Below are 18,152 nucleotides of genomic sequence, written 5' to 3'. Positions count from 1 at the left end.
AGTCTGTCGTTCAGCGCTCTTGTGGAAGCATGGGAACCAGTCGCATCAGCAGGGACCGTCCTTTCTGACTGTTGGATAGCCGACGGAACCAGACATACTTCTGGGTATAGTCGTGATCGGGAAGCGGGAAGAGCCCCTGACGGTGCAGTTCTTCTATGCGTCTGTCCAGATAATGACGTGAACGGGTCTGAAGGATGACATTGTAGAGATAGTCCATCGTGAGTTGGGCGATACGTCGCTGTAGGGCTGTCCGGTCTTCTGCTGGCATCCGGTCGGCGATGATGTTCAGTCGGCTGATGATACCCTTGGCATCGTTCAACCGTTTCAGTCTGTTCCTGATATGTGAGCTGGTCATGATCGATTCCCGTTGCCGGCGATAGTAGTAGGCCTTGGCACTGGTGACGCATACGTGCTCGGCACGTAACAGTAACTGAGGGGTGAACTCCTCGTCTTCATGCCAGATGCCCGGAGTGAACCTCAGATCACCGAGGATGCTTCTCTGAAAGAGATAGCCGCATGCAGAACCGTGAATATTATGGTGGTGCATATATTCTGCACCCGTCTGACTGTTGGTGGCATCGAAACTGGCGACCTCTCTCTTGCTGTCGGTCAGGTGGAATGTCACGATCTCTGGTTTGTTGAAACGAATCTGATCGAGACAGTGCTCATAGGGGACGGTCAGGAGCAGGTCGTCGGCGTCGACGAACTGGATATATGTGCCTTGTGCCATACGGAGTCCTGTGTTACGTGCCTCACTGAGTCCCAGGTGCTGCTGGCGCAGGTAGAGCACTTGACTGGTCAGGTCGCCAAGTGATGATACCGGACTGTTCGATGAACCGTCGTCCACGATGATGATCTCTCGCTCAGAGGGACGAAGCGATAGGGCGAGAATGCTCTCAACACATTCCCGTAGTAGTCTGACTGGCAACTCATAGTAGGCAATGATGAAGCTTACCAGAGGCCTTGATGTCTGATTTGTTGTTAAGTTCATTTGTTTTTTATGCCATGTGCATGTAACTTCGCGGTCTAATGACCGCAAAGTTACGAAATATGTTCGTTATTTAAAAATAAAAACAGTACTTTTGCGTTTGAAATACAAAATCATGGAAGAAAAGGATGTAACTTACAACCATGTTCTGAAGTATACGGGCATTTTCGGTGGTGTACAAGGATTGAACATCGGACTGGGTCTTGTCCGTACCAAACTGGTTGCCCTTCTGCTCGGACCGTCGGGCATGGGGTTGGCATCCTTGTTCAATACCACCGTCAACATGATCTTCCAGGCCACGAACCTGGGTCTTCCCTTCAGTGCTGTCCGACGTATCTCGGAACTGCATCAGAAGGGTGATCAGTCCGCATTGGCACACTATGTGAAGGTGGTGCGTGGATGGACGTTGCTCACGGCCCTGATAGGCATACTCGTCTGCGTGGTCATCGGACCGTTCCTGAGTCATACGACATTTGCATGGGGCGACCATACCTTACATTTTGTGCTGCTGGCACCGGCCGTGGGTATGCTGACGATAACGGGTGGCGAGACGGCCATCCTGAAAGGTGTTCATCGGGTGGGTGCGCTCGCCGTCATTCAGGTGGTCTCTATTCTGGCCGCCTTGGTCATCTCTGTCCCTGTTTATTTCTTCTTCGGTGCCTCTGGCATCGTGCCTGTGATTGTCTTGATGGCACTGGCCACGATGCTTGTCACGGTGAGATGCTCTTGGCGTGCCGTGCCTTTGCAGTTGACAGGCGTCAGACATATCATGGGCGAGGGAACAGGGATGATACGCTTGGGAGTCGCTTATACCTTAGCCATCGTGATTGGCAGTCTCACAGAACTGGTTATCCGCTCGTATCTGAATGTGACAGGTGATCTCGATATTCTGGGTCTGTATAATGCGGGGTATATGCTGACCATCACGTATGCGGGCATGGTGTTCTCGGCGATGGAGACCGACTATTTCCCGCGCTTGTCTGCTGTACAGGGCGATGATGGCGCTGTCAATGAGACGGTCAACCGTCAGACGGAGGTGTCCTTACTGCTGCTATCACCGATGCTCGTGACTTTCATGGTTACGCTTCCTATCCTGATTCCCTTGTTGTTCAGTCGTGCGTTCCTGCCTGTTGTCGGGATGGCGCAAGTGGCTGCCTTGGCCATGTACCTGAAGGTGCTGACGATGCCGGTGGCATATATCACTCTGGCTCGGGGCCAGGCGCTGGCATATCTCATATTAGAGAGTCTCTACTGTGTGGCCCTGATTCTGCTCATCATCTTCTGTTACCAGCGATGGGGACTCTATGGAACGGGTGTGGCGGTTACTCTGGCTTATCTGTTCGACTTCCTGATCGTTATGGGGTATGCCTATAAGAAAAACGGCTACCGCTGTTCGGCAACCGTTTTCCGTTATGCTGTTGTGCAGGTGCTGTTGGGACTGCTTTCTTATATCACAGTATGTGTCTTGTCAGGGATTGCCTATTGGCTGGTGGGAGGAATACTCATCTTGTTAAGTACGTGCTATTCCCTCCGGATCCTTCGTCGTAAGACGCATCTGTGGCAGGCGCTGATGCGCCGCTTCCGCTCTTCAACTACACAGCCTGTATCTGATTGATCTAGAATCTGAAATCAAGTTCCACGTCAACGAAGTTGTAACTGTCGTGGGTGGCACGCTCGTTCACACGGGCATACTCCATATTCAGTTGCAGGTTCTTCGTGAAGAAGTAGTTCACACCAACTTCGTACATGGTCTTTGAGGTGCTCCACTCCTTCGATTGGCGGTAGAGGTTGTAACGGGCCTTGGCATGTAGCTTCGACTTGATGACGGGCACGATACCGAAGGCATACCAGCCATCAGCCTTGTCGCCCTTACTGTAGTCGATCTCACGCACGTTGTTGGCGGCCTTTGCAGCGCCCCAGCCCTGACTGTGGATATACTCTGTACGGAATGTCCACTCGTCCTTGTCATACTCGGCTGAGATGGCGTAACGGTTTTTTTCTACGCTGCGTTTGGTACCTGTCACAGGGTCAAGCATGCCACCGCGACTGCCTGTCCATCCGAAGGCGCCGATACGCAGGCCCTTGATTGGCATCACCCAGGCACCGCCGATGATATCCTTGCGGTTGTCCTTGTCCTTCTCGTTGATACCTTCACCGTTGTACACACCCAACTGGTAGTGGAACAGACGGCGACCAGCAGCATTCGGGAAGAGGTCACCCTGTACTTGGATGCCAATGTCACGTCCGCCCGAAGATTTCTCTCCAGTACGGTCGCCGAAGCCCGACAGGTTGTTGATCACCATTGCATAGCTATACCATCCCTGTGTGATGGGGTGGGTGGGGTTTTCGTAAGTGAAGGCGCGCTTGAACTGACCGACCTTAACGCGGAACGCCTTGTGTTTTACCCACTCTGCATAGAGGTCAACGAGCTGTACGGTGGGCTCACCCGGACCTTTTACGTTGGTTCCCTGAATCTGTGCACGCCAATCAAAGTCGCCAATCTTGCCGTCGAGGATAAAACGGGCCAGACGAAGGTTGAATGTATTGGTATGGGCACCTTCTTTGTCCTCACCCTGATATTGAAGCATGCCATAACCACTGAACTTGATGTTCTTAACCCACTGCGGAACTTCTACAACTGCCTTTTTGTCTTGTTGCGTTTCCTGAACCTCTTGAACGTTTGCATTAAGCAACTCGGGCTCTTCTGCATTCATGGTGCCTGCAAAACCTGTCATCAGCACGATGAGTAAAAAAAACTTCTTTATCATAAATTCCTTGTCTTAGATTATATATTTCCTTTACATATTTTCATCTGCAAGCCTGTCGTAGTTATCCACATATTCTGTATTTTGATCAAATATATCCATTTCCTGCTTTGTGATATTCCCAATGCCGTCGTACCGATAATACCGTCCATTCTCAGCCGTAAACTCAATTATACAGTAATTATCATCTGTAACGCCCTTGGGATAGTACTGTTCATCACCCTCTTTCCAACACTTCTCTTTATATTCTTTCTCAAAATGAACGATAGCTTTTCCTTGAAAACAAACACCCTCAAAAACTTGGCTGTTTTCAAAATAAAGACATGCTGAAGGATTCAATAAAAGGGCTTGTACATGCATTGAGGAGGTATTTGTAGAAATCAGATGCTTTCCCACCCCTTTATGCCATGTACAAAATACTCTTCTGATGCTTGGACTTCCATTCGCATCAATAAACCCGATATCTGCAAACATCGAATCTGCAATAAGTTTGTTAATTTCTTCTATTGTCATCATGATTCATCCTCAATTATTTAGATTATACTATTTTATCGTTGCTCAAGTAATACTACGTTTTCCACATGCGGTGTATGTGGAAACATATCTACGGGCTGTACGGCTGCAACCTTGTAGGCCTCGTCGAGGTCTTGTAGGTCGCGCGCTTGGGTAGCGGGATTACAACTGACGTAGACAATACGCTTAGGTGCAGCACGTAATATGGTCTTCACAACATCGGGGTGCATACCGGCACGTGGAGGATCAGTGATAATCACATCGGGACGGCCGTGTTCCGCAATGAAGTCATCGGTTAGGATGTCTTTCATGTCGCCAGCATAGAAAAGTGTGTTGTCGATATGGTTTACCTCAGAGTTTATCTTAGCATCCTCGATAGCTTCTGGTACATACTCTATACCAATAACCTTACGTGCCTTTTTGGCAACAAAGTTAGCTATTGTACCAGTACCGGTATAAAGGTCGTATACGAGCTCGTCACCTTTTAAGTTTGCCAACTCGCGAGCCACGCAATACAGATGGTAGGCCTGTTCGGTGTTTGTCTGATAGAAACTCTTCGGCCCAACTTTAAACTTCAGGTCTTCCATCGTTTCAAAGATATGGTCATTACCCTTGAAAACAAGAATTTCCTGATCTCCTATCGTATCATTGCATTTCTGGTTGTTCAGATATAGTAATGCGCTGATATTGCTAAATTTATCGGCTATATGCTGCAGTAATCCAAGAGCCTCTTTCTCGCCTCCGGTCTCGTCATAGTGGAACTGGATAATAACCATCCATTCACCAGTGTTCGAATTACGGATAATAACATCGCGAAGAAGACCTTTTTGCTGTCTGAGGTCAAAGAATGACATACCATTCTTCATGGCGTAGTCGCGGATTTCGTTACGAATCTGATTATGCAGATCATCCATCAACCAGCATTTCTCGATAGGCAGAATCTTATCGAAGGCCCCCGTGATATGAAAGCCGATGGCAGGTATGTCTTTCAGACTCTGACTCTCATCATTGGGCAAGGTCGCTATCTCCTGTTTCGTCAGGTAGCGTTTATTCGCACAACCAAAGTCGAGCTTATTGCGGTAGGCCTGTGTCTTTACACTGCCGAGTATAGGACGAAACTCCGGCAACTCAACCTTTCCAATACGAGTCAACTGGTCGTGCACCTGTTTTTGCTTGTTCTTCAACTGTTCCTCGTATGGCAGGTTCTGCCATTTACATCCACCGCAGACACCGAAATGCTGACAGAAAGGAGTTGCGCGTACATTACTATATTTTATGAAGCGAATCACTTCTGCCTCCATGAAACTGTGCTTCTTGCGACGCACCTGCAGGTCAACCACGTCACCTGGAACCGTCCAGGGTACGAACACCACCATATCGTTGACCCGGGCAAGGCTCTTACCTTCTGCGGCCACGTCTGTGATGGTTACATTTTCTAGAATTGGCAATGGTTTCTTTGTTCTACTCATATTGTTTTCATTCCTTATTGAGCGCAAAATTACGAAAAAAAACGGTAAAAAACTATCAAAAGGCTTAAAAGAGTAACTAAAAATCGTAAAATGTAAGGTCGACTTAGCAGTTTTTCCTTCATTTTTTTGGGATTATCTTCGTTTTTCATTATCTTTGCAGAATTGAAAAAATACAATTAATTACAATTAATATAGTTATACTGACTTATGAGTACAAAGAGAGTCTACACCTTCGGTAATGGTAAGGCTGAAGGAAATGCAAAAATGCGTGAGGAACTCGGTGGTAAGGGAGCAAACCTGGCCGAGATGAACCTGATCGGCGTTCCCGTTCCTCCTGGTTTTACAATCACCACCGACTGCTGTAATGAGTATTATCAGGTAGGACAGCAGAAGATCATGGAGTTGTTGAACGACGACGTGATGGCAGCCGTGAAACACATTGAGAATCTGATGAATTCAAAGTTCGGCGACAAGGAGAATCCGCTGCTTGTCTCCGTCCGTTCCGGTGCCCGTGCTTCCATGCCAGGTATGATGGATACAATCCTGAACCTCGGTCTGAACGACGAGGTGGCTGAGGGAATGGTTAAGAAGACCAACAATCCTCACTTCGTTTACGATAGCTATCGTCGTTTCGTACAGATGTACGGTGACGTGGTGCTGGAGATGAAGCCAGTCAACAAGACCGATATCGATCCGTTCGAGGAGATTATCGAGGGCGTGAAGAAAGAAAGTGGTGTCGTGCTTGACAAGGATCTTTCTGTTGACGACCTGAAGAAACTGGTGAAATTGTTTAAGGCTGCTATCAAAGAGCGCACCGGCAAGGACTTCCCCGACAATCCTATCGAGCAGCTGTGGGGTGCCATTTGCGCTGTGTTCCGTTCTTGGATGAACGAGCGCGCTATCCTCTATCGTAAGATGGAAGGAATCCCCGACGAGTGGGGTACAGCCGTCAGCGTGATGGCCATGGTGTTTGGTAATATGGGTGACACTTCTGCTACTGGTGTATGCTTCAGCCGTGATGCCGCTAATGGTGAGAACCTGTTCAATGGTGAGTATCTGGTGAACGCACAGGGTGAGGACGTTGTGGCTGGTATCCGTACACCGCAGCAGATCACGAAGGTCGGTTCTCAGCGTTGGGCCGAGCGCGCAGGTATCAGCGAGGCTGAGCGTGTTGCCAAGTATCCTTCTATGGAGGAGGCCATGCCTGAGATCTATAACGAGCTGAATGATATCCAGGATAAGCTGGAGCACCACTATCACGATATGCAGGATATGGAGTTCACCGTACAGGAGGGCAAGCTCTGGTTCCTCCAGACCCGTAACGGAAAGCGTACAGGTGCCGCTATGGTGAAGATTGCCATCGATCTGCTCCACGAGGGTATGATCGACGAGAAGACCGCCATCCAGCGCTGCGAGCCCCAGAAGCTCGACGAGCTGCTGCATCCTGTGTTCGACAAGAAGGCACTCTCTGCCGCTAAGGTGATTGCCCAGGGTCTGCCCGCATCTCCAGGTGCTGCCTGCGGTCAGATTGTGTTCCATGCCGACGACGCTAAGGAGTGGCACGAGAACGGTCACAAGGTTGTGCTCGTACGTATCGAGACCTCTCCTGAGGATCTGGCCGGTATGGCTGCTGCCGAGGGTATCCTCACCGCTCGTGGTGGTATGACCTCTCACGCTGCCGTTGTGGCTCGTGGTATGGGTAAGTGCTGCGTATCGGGTGTAGGTGCTCTGAATGTAAGCTATAAGAATAAGACTGTCGAGATTGACGGCATCGTATATAAGGAGGGCGACTATATTTCTCTGAATGGTACCACTGGTCAGGTATATGCCGGTGAGGTTCCCACAAAGGCTGCCGAGCTTTCTGGCGACTTCAAGGAGTTGATGGACCTCTGCGACAAGTACACCAAGCTCCAGGTTCGTACCAATGCCGACACACCGCACGATGCACAGGTGGCTCGTGCTTTCGGTGCCAAGGGTATCGGTCTGACCCGTACCGAGCACATGTTCTTCGAGGATCAGAAGATTGTTGCTATGCGTGAGATGATTCTGGCCGACAGCGTTGCCGGACGTGAGAAGGCGCTCGCCAAGCTGCTGCCTTATCAGAAGGCCGACTTCAAGGGTATCCTCGAGGCCATGGACGGACTGCCCGTTAACATCCGTCTGCTCGATCCCCCTCTCCACGAGTTTGTTCCCCACGATCTGGTTGGTCAGCAGACCATGGCCAAGGAGATGGGTGTCAGCCTGGAGGAGATCCAGCGTCGTGTCGACTCACTCGCTGAGAACAACCCCATGCTGGGTCACCGTGGATGTCGTCTGGGTATCACCTTCCCTGAGATCACCGCTATGCAGACCAAGGCTATCCTCTCTGCAGCTTGCGAGCTGAAGAAGGAAGGTAAGAACCCCATGCCGGAGATTATGGTGCCGCTGATTGGTACTATCAACGAGCTCAAGCAGCAGAAGGAAGTGATCCAGTATGCCGCTAAGGAGGTATTCGCCGAGTACGGTATCGAGGTAGAGTTCGAGATTGGTACGATGATTGAGATCCCACGTGCTGCCCTCACAGCCGATCTGATCGCTTCAGAGGCACAGTACTTCTCATTCGGTACCAACGACCTCACCCAGATGACCTTCGGTTACAGCCGCGACGATATCGCATCGTTCCTGCCTGTATACCTCGACAAGAAGATCCTGAAGGTCGATCCGTTCCAGGTACTCGACCAGAAGGGTGTTGGCCGTCTCATCAAGTTCGCCGTGAAGGAAGGTCGCGAGGTTCGTCCAGAGCTCCGTTGCGGTATCTGTGGTGAGCACGGTGGTGAGCCCAGCTCAGTGAAGTTCTGCGCCAAGATTGGCATGAACTACGCGTCTTGCTCTCCGTTCCGTGTGCCCATCGCCCGTCTCGCGGCGGCGCAGGCGGCTGTTGAGGAGTAGAATACTCATATATAAACTGCAAAGGGACCTGTTCACTTGGCAGGTCCCTTTTTTTATATTTATGCCTGTACGAGCATATAGAGAACAGTATCATAAACAGATTAATCGTTATTAATTAAAGAAAGGAAAATCAAATGAAACAGTATGTTGTAGATGCTTTCACAGACTCAGTGTTTCACGGCAATCAGGCTGCCGTATGTGTGATGGAGAAATGGCCAAGCGAGGAAATGATGATGAACATCACTCGTGAGAACAATTTCTCCGAGACCGCCTTTACGGTCAAAGAGGGTGAGAAATGGCATTTGCGTTGGTTCACCCCTGGAGGTGAGATTGATCTTTGTGGACATGCCACCTTGGGAACAGCTTTCGTCTTGTTCAAAGATTATGAAAAGGAAGCAGACCAGGTCGTATTTACCACTTTAAGCGGCGAATTAATCGTGACACGCAAGGGAGCCTTATATGAGATGGAGTTTCCTGCCTATGATTTGAAGCCGACAGCCGTAACGCCTGCTATGGAGGATGCTTTGGGCGTTTCTATCCGAGAGGCTTATATTGCCCGTGACTTGCTATGTGTACTGGATGATGAGCAGGCTGTTTTGAGTCTGAATCCTGATCTGGAGAAAATTAAACAGATAGATGGTCTGCTAGTTCATGTCACGGCCAAAGGAGAGAAGGAAGATTGCGTTTCACGTAGTTTCGGTCCGAAGCTTAACATTCCTGAAGACCCTGTTTGCGGTTCCGGCCACTGCCATATCATCCCCTACTGGGTAGACACGTTAGGAAAAGAAGAGTTGGTGGCCTTCCAGGCATCAAAACGTGGTGGAACACTTTATTGCAGGAAAGAAGGCAACAAGATATTTCTTGCAGGCAATGCCGTTTTGTATTCTGTTGACGAACTATATGTAGATGCGGATTAATTGAGTAAAAACGTCGCATAATATGCGATATAAATAAATCCCACCATGAGAGAATAACATGGTGGGATTTTTTCATCTAGTCGGTTTCTTCAAGCGTAAATATCTCGTTGACCGATTTGCCAAAAACGGCCGCCATCTTCAATGCCAGAACGGTCGAAGGCACGTATTTGCCCGCCTCAATGGCATTGATGGTCTGCCTGGCCACGCCGATACGTTCAGCAAGTTGTTGCTGCGTCATTCTCAGCACGGCCCGCTCCACGCGGATGTTATTCTTCATCGTTTACCCCCTTTCTCATTTGGTGCAGTTCCAATTGGAATTTGGCGAGATAGATGAGGAAGAGCGAGAGGAACCAAAACAGTACGAACCAGAGGTAGAGACCGCCAAAGAAGAACCAAGTCCCAAGAATAAACAGAACGGTGTTCACTTTGATCGCCCATGCAAACGAGTGTAGCCGCAGATGCTCTACATACTCATCCTCATCGCGCTCGCGTGCAAAAGCCACAAAAAGAAGCCCCACCGACATCGCTACGAGGCAAATCTCATCAAACATCCCTTGGCGACCCACCTCAAAAAGAAATCCTTTTGCTTCATGCCCCCCATGGAAGGTGTTAAGCTCGCCCATCATGATCATAAGCGTCTTGAAACTGATGAAGTCGTCGTCAATCACGTGAAAACACCCATACGCCAGAAAGAATAGGAGCGCAAACGGGATAAACAAGCTCCACCCAATCCACTTGAACTGATACGGAAATAAATAATCCTTTTTCATCTTCTTACTTTTTTTTTAATGTTATCACTATCTTTGTCAGCATGCTGTGTGAATATGGCTGCTGCGCAATACAACCATTATCACGCTGCAAAAGTAATGATTGTTTTCCAAAAAGTCAAGTAAACGTGACAAAATGTACCAAATATTAGACTTAATTAACAGATGGACCTGCTAATATCAACGAGACCAAAAATAGGTACGAAGCTATTCGCTGTAGTTGTGATCAACAACGATGGCCACCTGTATTCCAGGTACCAAGGGTTGAATCTCACTGGTGAGCCGGCATCCATAACGATAGCCACCGAACTGGCCAAGATACCTAGACTTTGTTCATTACATTCTCATCTTTTTGTCAGGTGGTAGGTTTGCAAAGTTACGAATCTTTTTCTCATCTCAATATTTTTTCTGCAAGAAAAACGTGCTTGATGTGTGGAATGTCATAGAAAATCGTTAATTTTGCGTGCAAAAAGTGTATGATGTGCTTATTAGAAATCAGAGATTGTGAGAACAAAGAGGTTGCCAAGGAGTTGATTCGTGAGTATGCAACAATCAAGGGAGCAGAGCAGTGTTTCGTGTCGCTCGACAAAGAGTTGGCCGACCTCGATGCCTATTATGAGGGTGGTGCCCTGCTGATCGGCTACGACCATGCCAACCCAGTGGCCACCATAGCTATTAGGAAGGTAGACGACACTGCTTGTGAGATCAAACGGCTCTATGTAAAACCCGATTATCGGGGTAAGGGATATGCCCGGAAACTGATTGAGGCCATCCTTGAGAGGGCAAAGAGGCTGGGGTTCGTCGAAGCCCGCCTTACAACCAAACCAGCCGTGATGGGCGTCGCCTACGACTTGTACAAACGTATGGGATTCGAGGAAATTGAGAACAAAGAGGGGACAGTAGCCATGAAGATGCGCTTATCTTCGTTAAGAGCATAGTTCGTATTTTTGTAAGCAAAAGCAGTATAGATATATTATAGAAGCAATATTGTTTACTGCTAAAGGACATCCCCGGTGCCAAACGCCCCAGTTACTCCATCGTCTATGATGCAGAGGACCTGACACAATTCTTCACTGAGGTAAACATTACTGAGGAGAATGGATAGTAAATAAATCGGAATTTATGGAGATAAAAAACAGACCCAATCCAAATGAGGCTTTTCCGAATCCGAAGATTCCAAGCCTCTGCTTCATCAAGAACGTGGTGAAGAACCCGCGTATCATCATCGGTGATTACACCTATTACGATGATGTGGATGGTGCAGACCAGTTCGAGAAGCATGTCACTCATTTTTACGACTTCATAGGTGACCGGCTGATTATTGGCAAATTCTGCGCTATTGCCAAAGGTGTAGAGTTTGTCATGAATGGAGCCAACCATAGGATGGACGGCGTGACAACCTATCCGTTTTACGTCATTGGTGGCGACTGGGGAAGTGCCATTGCTCCAGTGAAAGATGAATTGCCTCTAAAGGGTGATACCGTTGTGGGCAATGACGTTTGGATTGGTCAGAATGTCACTGTCATGCCAGGCGTTCATATTGGCGATGGAGCTATTATCGGTACAAACTCTGTGGTAGCCTCTGACATTCCTCCTTACGCTGTTGCCGTGGGGAATTCTTGCCGAGTGGTCAGAATGCGTTTTGATGACGAATTTATCGCCTATCTGCTGAAACTGAAATGGTGGGATTGGGACATAGAGAAGATAGAGGCAAATTTTGAAGCATTGTCAAGTGGCGATTTGTCGTTGATAAAGAAAATCATTGTGTAAATTCCAATTTAGCTTATAGTTATGACAGAATTTGAAAAGATGCGCCGTGAAGAGTTCTATGACTTTACAAGCGAGGAATGTTTGGCGAGTTACTATAGGGCAAAGCATATATGCGCAAAATTGCAGACCATGACCACCGAGGATGAAGACTACAGAAAGACTATAGAAGATCTGATTCCCGGTATTCCCGAGTCATCCACTGTATCACCGCCATTTCATTGCGACCATGGGCATGGCATCAAACTGGGTGAGAATGTCTTCATCAACTACAACGGAACGATGCTCGACGGAGGCTTGATAACTATCGGCTCCAACACTCAGGTTGGCCCAAACTGCCAGTTCCTGACTCCGAACCATCCTATTGACTACGTTGAACGTCGCAAGCCTATAGAGCGATGTTCTCCGATAGCCATTGGAGAAGACTGCTGGCTGGGTGGTGGCGTTACAGTGTGCCCTGGAGTCACCATTGGCGACCGTTGCATCATCGGTGCAGGCAGTGTAGTAGTGAAGGACATCCCGTCCGATTCAATAGCTGTTGGCAATCCTTGCCGGGTTATCCGAAGGATAAATACCAATTAATAAAATGTCTAAAGACAAGAATTTCATAGCAATCATTCTGGCAATACTTGCTGCCGCTTTGTATGCCATCAGCACACCTGTTGTAGAGGACATACCTGGTGCCAAACGCCCCAGTTACTCCATCGTCTATGATGCAGAAGATCTCACTCAGTTCTAAGTAATTAAAAATCCCACCATGTTCTTCTCTCATGGTGGGATTTTTTCATCTAGTCGGTTTCCAACATAACGGGTACGTCATATCGTATTAAAGAAACAAAAAAAATAAAGAGCGATAAGTCATGTATAATCAACTTTTTGTATATTTGTAGCAGTGAAGGCGAAGATGAGTAATACCATAGACATCAACCCCAGGAGGCAACAGCTGAAAGAGGAATACGAACGCCTGCAACGCGATTATTCCGATCTCATCGCACGACGTGACGACCTGTTACTGCACGACGGGCCATTACTGGAGACTGTTTATATGGAAACGATCGGGCAGTTGCAATATGAAATGCTATGCCTTCAATACGACATCTATATCCTAAAACTGCAGCGCGACCTGTTGCAGGCATATATCAACAGGGGTGAGCGACCGGATATGCAGACGGTGAAAAAGAAAGTGAAGGTGGCATCCTGGACTTTCCATATGAACATCCAACAGGAAGAGGAGAAAATCAAGGAATCCAAGACGTACAAGGAACAACACTCACAGGAGTACAAGGCGTTCACCGAACATCAGTCAGAGAAACCCGATAAAGACCTGGAGGCAGAGAAGATAGAGTTAAAGAATCTCTATAAGCGCCTGGTACACAGACTGCATCCCGACCTGCATCCCGAGCAGTCGGAGTGGGAGCGGGAACTGTTCCTGAAGGTGCAGGAAGCATACAGAGACGGTAACCTGAAAAGACTGCGCGAACTGGAAGCAGAGCTGAATGCAGGCATGCCCTCTGATTCCGTAGGCAGCAGTACCATCGAGGAATGGGAAGAGCGCATCAGGATCCTGAAGGAGCAGATAGAGGCCATCCGGCATAAGATAGAGGACATCGAGAACGACTTCCCGTTTACCTACCGGGAGAAGTTGCAAGATCAGGAGTGGATCGCCGCCAGGCAGGAGGAGATCCGCATCAGCATAGAACAACTGAAGGCCGAAAAGGAGCGACTACAGAAGATAGTAGAGATATTAATGGAGCAGGCGAATGGATAACCAGATAGTCAAGATCAGTCCGGAGCTGCTGGAGATGATGGGGTCAAAGTTACCCAACAGCCTCCAACCGTTCAGCAGAGAGATATTCCTGTTGGACATCATTGTGGCAGGCACAACACACTGCCCGCAGATAGCTCAGGTATATCCCCATTTGAAGAAAGGGATGGTACTCCGGATGCAGCGACAGCCGACTAACAAGCACGACAAGAATGCCATCGCCATCTTATACGAGAAGATACGTATCGGCTATGTGCCTCGCGAGCTGAACCTGATCATCTCCCGTCTGATGGATGCCGGAAAGGCCTTCTTCTGCCGGATAGAAGATGTGGAGCTGGTAGATAACTACTGGGTGAAGATCAACTCAAAGATATACATGGTGGAATGACATTGAAGAAACACCCCTAAGGATAAGCTTCCGCCACCTCACCCAAGACCTCCGCGCCATCAACGAGAAATACGTCTGTTTCTCTTTAAGAAACAATGTGCGGAGAGTATAATACTTTGAATTTGAAGGAAATAATAGAAAATGATGAATGAAATAATTGCATTAGAAATCAGAGATTGTGAGAACAAAGAGGTAGCAAAAGAGCTTATCCTGGAGTATTCTACGATAAAAGGAGCGGAACAGTGTTTTGTCTCTTTGAATAAGGAACTTGCCGACTTGGATGCTTTTTATCAGGATGGTGCCTTATTGATAGGTTACAGACATGATATCCCTGTGGCAACCATCGCTATCAAGAAGGATGACGCACGTACTTGCGAAATCAAACGACTCTATGTAAAACCTGATTACCGGGGGCTGGGCTATGCGAGGAGGCTGATGGAGGCCGCCATGGAAAAGGCCAGGCAGTTAGGCTTTGAAGAGGCCCGCCTTACGACGAAACCTGCTGTCATGGAAGTGGCATACGGACTATATAAGCGGATGGGATTCGAGGAACTGGAGAACAATGAGGGAACGGTGGCCATGAAGATGGCATTATAGGCGAAAGCCCCAAAGAGCATGAGATAGTTGAGTATGAAGATAGAGCATGTGGCATTATTTTGTCGCGACCTTGAAGCGATGCGGCAGTTCTTCCTCGATTACTTCGAGGCGGTAAGCAATGAGCAGTACCACAATCCTCGTACAGGACTTCGGACGTATATCCTTTCTTTCCCCAACGGGGGAGCGCGGCTGGAGCTGATGCAGCGCCCTGACACGATCGATGCTGACCCATCGAAGTCTCATATCGGTTTCATCCATGTCTCGTTTGCCGTCGGCAGTAAGGAGGCTGTGGATGCCAAGACCGTTGAGCTACGCGACGCCGGCTATCAGGTTATTAGTGGCCCGCGAACCACTGGCGACGGGTATTATGAGAGTTGCATCCTCGGTCCAGAGGGTATTCAGATAGAGATAACCATATAACATCATATAGATAGAAATGAAGAAGATCATGATGACAATGATGCTGATCATCGCGGTGGTGACGGCATCGCCCCATTGCCCACCGCCAGCCTAACACTGAAGAGCAAATAACCATATGCAGTGGACTGTTTTATCAGACAACCGGTCGTGCAATCCTGCGCTTGAGACGGAGCATGGACTGTCAATCCTGTTAGCAACAGAGCAACACAAGATTCTGCTTGACACAGGAGCGAGTGATGTGTTTATTCGGAATGCTGAGCTGTTGGGCGTAGATCTCAACGATGTGGACTCTGTTTTCATTTCTCATGGACATAGTGACCATGCAGGCGGCTTACGGTACTTCTTAGAGTCTAATCGTCAGGCTCGAACGGCGTTCAAGGTCATCGTCTCGCCCGATGCAATGAGTGGTAGATTCTTTTCCAAGCGGGGGAATCTGCACAGCATTACTACGGAGTGGCCGGAGATAGATGATGACAGACTCGTCTTGACTGACCAGACCTGCGAGATCGCTAAAGGCATCTATGTGATTGCCCATATCCCTCAGATGCATCCGATGCCCAAGGGGAATAAAAACCTCTATGTGCAGGATGCCCACGGTGATTATATCCACGACGATTTCCGACATGAGTTGGCTCTGTATGTCGATGGTCTGCTATTTACAGGCTGTGCTCACAGCGGTCTGGAGAACATCCTGGCAGCCTGTCCTTGGCCCGTTCATACCGTTGTCGGTGGTTTCCACTTACTTGACGGACAAGAGAGGGATGAAGAAATAAAAGCTCTGGCTCAAAGACTGACAGAAAGATATCCTGAAACGCAGTTCTACACCAGCCATTGTACAGGTGACATGGTATATGAGGTGATGAAAGGCGTGATGGGTGAACAGCTACTGTCTTTCAGATGCGGAACCGTCATTTCGCAATTGTAATACCTATTTATGATTAATCTGCTTCGGCAGGTTGGCGGTGGTGCGCAATACTTAAACACTCTGTTTTAGGTATTGCGCACTTCGTATAATCCTCGTACCTTTGTGCCCGAGAAATTGAACTGATAATGACAACAAAGAGAACGACGTTTCCCACTGAGATAAAGGTACTGATGAATCATATCTATGAGTTGCATAAGGGCGTGCGACAGATGGTGCTGTTTACCTGTAACAAGAAATACGGCCAACTGGCGGTCGACCGGCTGGAGAGTCAGGGCATTCCCTACGTGCTGCAGCCTGCCGGACAGCAGAACCTGAATGTGTACTTCGGGCGCCGTGAGTGTCTGGAGGCCATCCGTCTCATCGTCACTCGTCCGCTGAACCAGCTCACACCTGAGGAGGACTTTATCCTTGGGGCGATGCTCGGCTACGATATCTGTGCTCAGTGTCAGCGTTATTGTCAGCGCAAATGTAAAGAGAGGTGCATCAACAGGAATTAATTATTCAATAAGAACATTAAAATGAACGCAACAATTGTTATCTATGGTTCCTCTACAGGAACCTGTGAGGCCATCGCAGAGAAGATTGCCTCGAAACTGGGCTGTGAGGCCGTTAACGTACAGGACCTGACGGCTGATATCGTCAGCAACAACCAGAATCTGATTCTCGGTACTTCGACATGGGGTGCCGGTGAGCTGCAGGACGACTGGTACGACGGTCTGAAGACCCTGCAGGGGGCTGATCTTAACGGTAAGACCATCGCTATCTTCGGCTGTGGCGACTGTCAGTCGTATGGCGACACCTTCGTCGGTGGCATGGGCGAGCTTTATAATGGCATCAAGGCCAGCGGTGCTCGTTTCATCGGAAGCGTTGAGACCGACGGCTATACTTACGATGACTCTGAGGCCGTCATCGACGGAAAGTTCATCGGTCTGCCTCTCGACGATATCAACGAGGACGATAAGACCGACGCTCGTATCGAGGCTTGGGTCGCCGCGATCACTCCAGACTTGTAATCATAGGTATAAATTCATAAAGTATTTGTTTAGTTTAGTATTGATAGGGGCCGACCGCGATGGTCGGCCTCTTTTTTCTTGTCTCTCAGATGACGAACGAAGGGCTATATATGCAACCGGGTTGCGTGATCTTTGTGATACCTTTGCACTCGGATTAACAAACAATAGAGAAGATGACAGATCAGATGAAGAGTTCTCCGCAGAACAAAACAACGGTACAGAAGGCTTATAGGTTTAGCAGGCATTTCTACGACGATGCCATCACACAGGGTAAGTGGTGGAGTCGTTTGTATTTCAAACTGCTCTGGGGTGGGGTAGACGACAACGAGATCGCCCGCAGGGTACTGGGTTGGATTCCTGACGATTTCGCGGGCAGGATGCTCGATGTACCTGTGGGAACGGCAGTGTTCACTACGGAGAAGTACAGGAGGATGAGACAGGCTGATATCACTTGTGTGGACTATAGTCTGGATATGCTGGAACAGGCTGAATACCGGTTTCGTGGCACTGGCGTCACGCATATCAAGACGATGCAGGGTGATGTCGGTGCACTGCCTTTCGGGGATGAGGCGTTCGACCTCATACTCTGTATGAATGGGCTCCATGTGTTTCCCGATAAGGAGAAGGCATACGCAGAGATCCTTCGTACGCTAAGGGTTGGCGGCGAACTTCTTGCCTGTTTCTATGTGGCCGGTGAGCGGAAATCTGCCGACTGGCTCGCTAAGACCGTGATGACGCGTATGGGGTGGTTTACACCGCCTTTCGATACGGCTGGTGATGTGCGTCAGCGACTAGAGCCTTATTATGATATTCTCGACTTCCATGTGGAGGGTGCCATGGTGTATCTCAGGGCCAGGAAACGATAAGACCTCATGATAGGGGTATGCAAGTGCGCAATGCTTATCACCGAAGGGTTAGAGCATTGCGCAC

The 18,152-nt window shown here is 48.7% G+C and carries 21 protein-coding genes; 15 read left to right on the top strand and 6 right to left on the bottom strand.

Annotated elements, in window-relative coordinates:
- Positions 1-10 precede the first annotated feature (10 nt).
- Positions 11-991, bottom strand: coding sequence for a glycosyltransferase family 2 protein (locus BMY63_RS02710; protein WP_091914566.1), 981 nt, complete (start codon positions 989-991; stop codon positions 11-13).
- 112 nt (positions 992-1,103) lie between these two features.
- Here BMY63_RS02710 and BMY63_RS02705 point away from each other — a divergent pair, with 112 nt between their 5' ends.
- Positions 1,104-2,603 carry an oligosaccharide flippase family protein gene (locus BMY63_RS02705; protein WP_091914564.1) on the top strand — a complete coding sequence of 500 codons (1,500 nt, stop codon included), beginning with the start codon at positions 1,104-1,106 and terminating at the stop codon, positions 2,601-2,603.
- Position 2,604: 1 nt separating this feature from the next.
- Here the strand turns inward: BMY63_RS02705 and BMY63_RS02700 are convergent, their stop codons facing one another.
- Genes BMY63_RS02700 through rlmD form a run of 3 tightly spaced genes read right to left on the bottom strand, consistent with a single transcriptional unit; the run spans position 2,605 to position 5,735 of the window.
- Positions 2,605-3,756, bottom strand: coding sequence for a porin (locus BMY63_RS02700; RefSeq protein ID WP_255397420.1), 1,152 nt, complete (start codon positions 3,754-3,756; stop codon positions 2,605-2,607).
- Between the two features lie 30 nt (positions 3,757-3,786).
- On the bottom strand, positions 3,787-4,269 hold the full coding sequence (locus BMY63_RS02695) for a pyridoxamine 5'-phosphate oxidase family protein (RefSeq protein WP_091914562.1): 483 nt from the start codon (positions 4,267-4,269) through the stop codon (positions 3,787-3,789).
- Positions 4,270-4,301: 32 nt separating this feature from the next.
- Positions 4,302-5,735, bottom strand: a complete 1,434-nt coding sequence (rlmD, locus tag BMY63_RS02690; protein ID WP_091914560.1) for a 23S rRNA (uracil(1939)-C(5))-methyltransferase RlmD — start codon at positions 5,733-5,735, stop codon at positions 4,302-4,304.
- A gap of 207 nt (positions 5,736-5,942) precedes the next feature.
- Here rlmD and ppdK point away from each other — a divergent pair, with 207 nt between their 5' ends.
- Together ppdK and BMY63_RS02680 are read left to right on the top strand one after the other, a co-directional pair.
- The gene (gene ppdK / locus BMY63_RS02685) at positions 5,943-8,663 is read left to right on the top strand and encodes a pyruvate, phosphate dikinase (RefSeq protein WP_091914558.1); all 2,721 of its coding nucleotides are present in this window, start codon (positions 5,943-5,945) and stop codon (positions 8,661-8,663) included.
- A gap of 134 nt (positions 8,664-8,797) precedes the next feature.
- The gene (locus BMY63_RS02680) at positions 8,798-9,580 is read left to right on the top strand and encodes a PhzF family phenazine biosynthesis protein (RefSeq protein WP_091914556.1); all 783 of its coding nucleotides are present in this window, start codon (positions 8,798-8,800) and stop codon (positions 9,578-9,580) included.
- Between the two features lie 76 nt (positions 9,581-9,656).
- On the opposite strand, the gene BMY63_RS02675 is transcribed toward BMY63_RS02680, so the two are convergent.
- Positions 9,657-9,857 (bottom strand): helix-turn-helix transcriptional regulator, encoded by a 201-nt coding sequence (locus tag BMY63_RS02675; RefSeq protein ID WP_218141882.1) that lies wholly within the window; start codon positions 9,855-9,857, stop codon positions 9,657-9,659.
- Entirely contained in the window at positions 9,847-10,350 is a 504-nt protein-coding gene (locus BMY63_RS02670) for a hypothetical protein (RefSeq protein WP_091914555.1), read from the bottom strand. The genes BMY63_RS02675 and BMY63_RS02670 overlap by 11 nt, the downstream gene beginning before the upstream one ends.
- A gap of 473 nt (positions 10,351-10,823) precedes the next feature.
- Here BMY63_RS02670 and BMY63_RS02665 point away from each other — a divergent pair, with 473 nt between their 5' ends.
- The 12 genes from BMY63_RS02665 (at position 10,824) to BMY63_RS02615 (ending at position 18,088) form a co-directional block, all read left to right on the top strand.
- Positions 10,824-11,285 carry a GNAT family N-acetyltransferase gene (locus BMY63_RS02665; RefSeq protein WP_091914553.1) on the top strand — a complete coding sequence of 154 codons (462 nt, stop codon included), beginning with the start codon at positions 10,824-10,826 and terminating at the stop codon, positions 11,283-11,285.
- Between the two features lie 184 nt (positions 11,286-11,469).
- Positions 11,470-12,117: a CatB-related O-acetyltransferase gene (locus BMY63_RS02660; RefSeq protein ID WP_177178362.1), complete on the top strand. Its 648-nt coding sequence runs from the start codon at positions 11,470-11,472 to the stop codon at positions 12,115-12,117.
- 21 nt (positions 12,118-12,138) lie between these two features.
- Entirely contained in the window at positions 12,139-12,696 is a 558-nt protein-coding gene (locus tag BMY63_RS02655; RefSeq protein WP_091914551.1) for a sugar O-acetyltransferase, read from the top strand.
- Positions 12,697-12,700: 4 nt separating this feature from the next.
- Positions 12,701-12,853, top strand: coding sequence for a hypothetical protein (locus BMY63_RS12265; RefSeq protein WP_177178340.1), 153 nt, complete (start codon positions 12,701-12,703; stop codon positions 12,851-12,853).
- A gap of 165 nt (positions 12,854-13,018) precedes the next feature.
- On the top strand, positions 13,019-13,882 hold the full coding sequence (locus BMY63_RS02650; RefSeq protein WP_091914539.1) for a hypothetical protein: 864 nt from the start codon (positions 13,019-13,021) through the stop codon (positions 13,880-13,882).
- Positions 13,875-14,267 (top strand): HIRAN domain-containing protein, encoded by a 393-nt coding sequence (locus tag BMY63_RS02645; RefSeq protein ID WP_091914537.1) that lies wholly within the window; start codon positions 13,875-13,877, stop codon positions 14,265-14,267. Before BMY63_RS02650 ends, BMY63_RS02645 begins: the two co-directional genes overlap by 8 nt.
- 144 nt (positions 14,268-14,411) lie before the next feature.
- Complete coding sequence (locus BMY63_RS02640) at positions 14,412-14,864, top strand: GNAT family N-acetyltransferase (protein WP_218141881.1); 453 nt, start codon at positions 14,412-14,414, stop codon at positions 14,862-14,864.
- A 33-nt stretch (positions 14,865-14,897) separates the two neighbouring features.
- Complete coding sequence (locus BMY63_RS02635) at positions 14,898-15,284, top strand: VOC family protein (RefSeq protein ID WP_091914533.1); 387 nt, start codon at positions 14,898-14,900, stop codon at positions 15,282-15,284.
- A gap of 115 nt (positions 15,285-15,399) precedes the next feature.
- A complete protein-coding gene (locus BMY63_RS02630) occupies positions 15,400-16,209 on the top strand; it encodes an MBL fold metallo-hydrolase (RefSeq protein ID WP_091914531.1) in 810 nt (269 codons plus the stop codon).
- A gap of 125 nt (positions 16,210-16,334) precedes the next feature.
- Positions 16,335-16,706, top strand: coding sequence for a DUF2023 family protein (locus tag BMY63_RS02625; RefSeq protein WP_091914529.1), 372 nt, complete (start codon positions 16,335-16,337; stop codon positions 16,704-16,706).
- 21 nt (positions 16,707-16,727) lie between these two features.
- Positions 16,728-17,222, top strand: a complete 495-nt coding sequence (gene fldA / locus BMY63_RS02620) for a flavodoxin FldA (RefSeq protein ID WP_091914527.1) — start codon at positions 16,728-16,730, stop codon at positions 17,220-17,222.
- 173 nt (positions 17,223-17,395) lie between these two features.
- On the top strand, positions 17,396-18,088 hold the full coding sequence (locus tag BMY63_RS02615; RefSeq protein ID WP_091914525.1) for a class I SAM-dependent methyltransferase: 693 nt from the start codon (positions 17,396-17,398) through the stop codon (positions 18,086-18,088).
- The last annotated feature ends 64 nt before the right edge of the window (positions 18,089-18,152 follow it).

It is taken from the genome of Prevotella aff. ruminicola Tc2-24 (assembly GCF_900110895.1).
Lineage (GTDB): Bacteria > Bacteroidota > Bacteroidia > Bacteroidales > Bacteroidaceae > Prevotella.
This window is presented reverse-complemented; position numbering and strand designations above follow the sequence as displayed.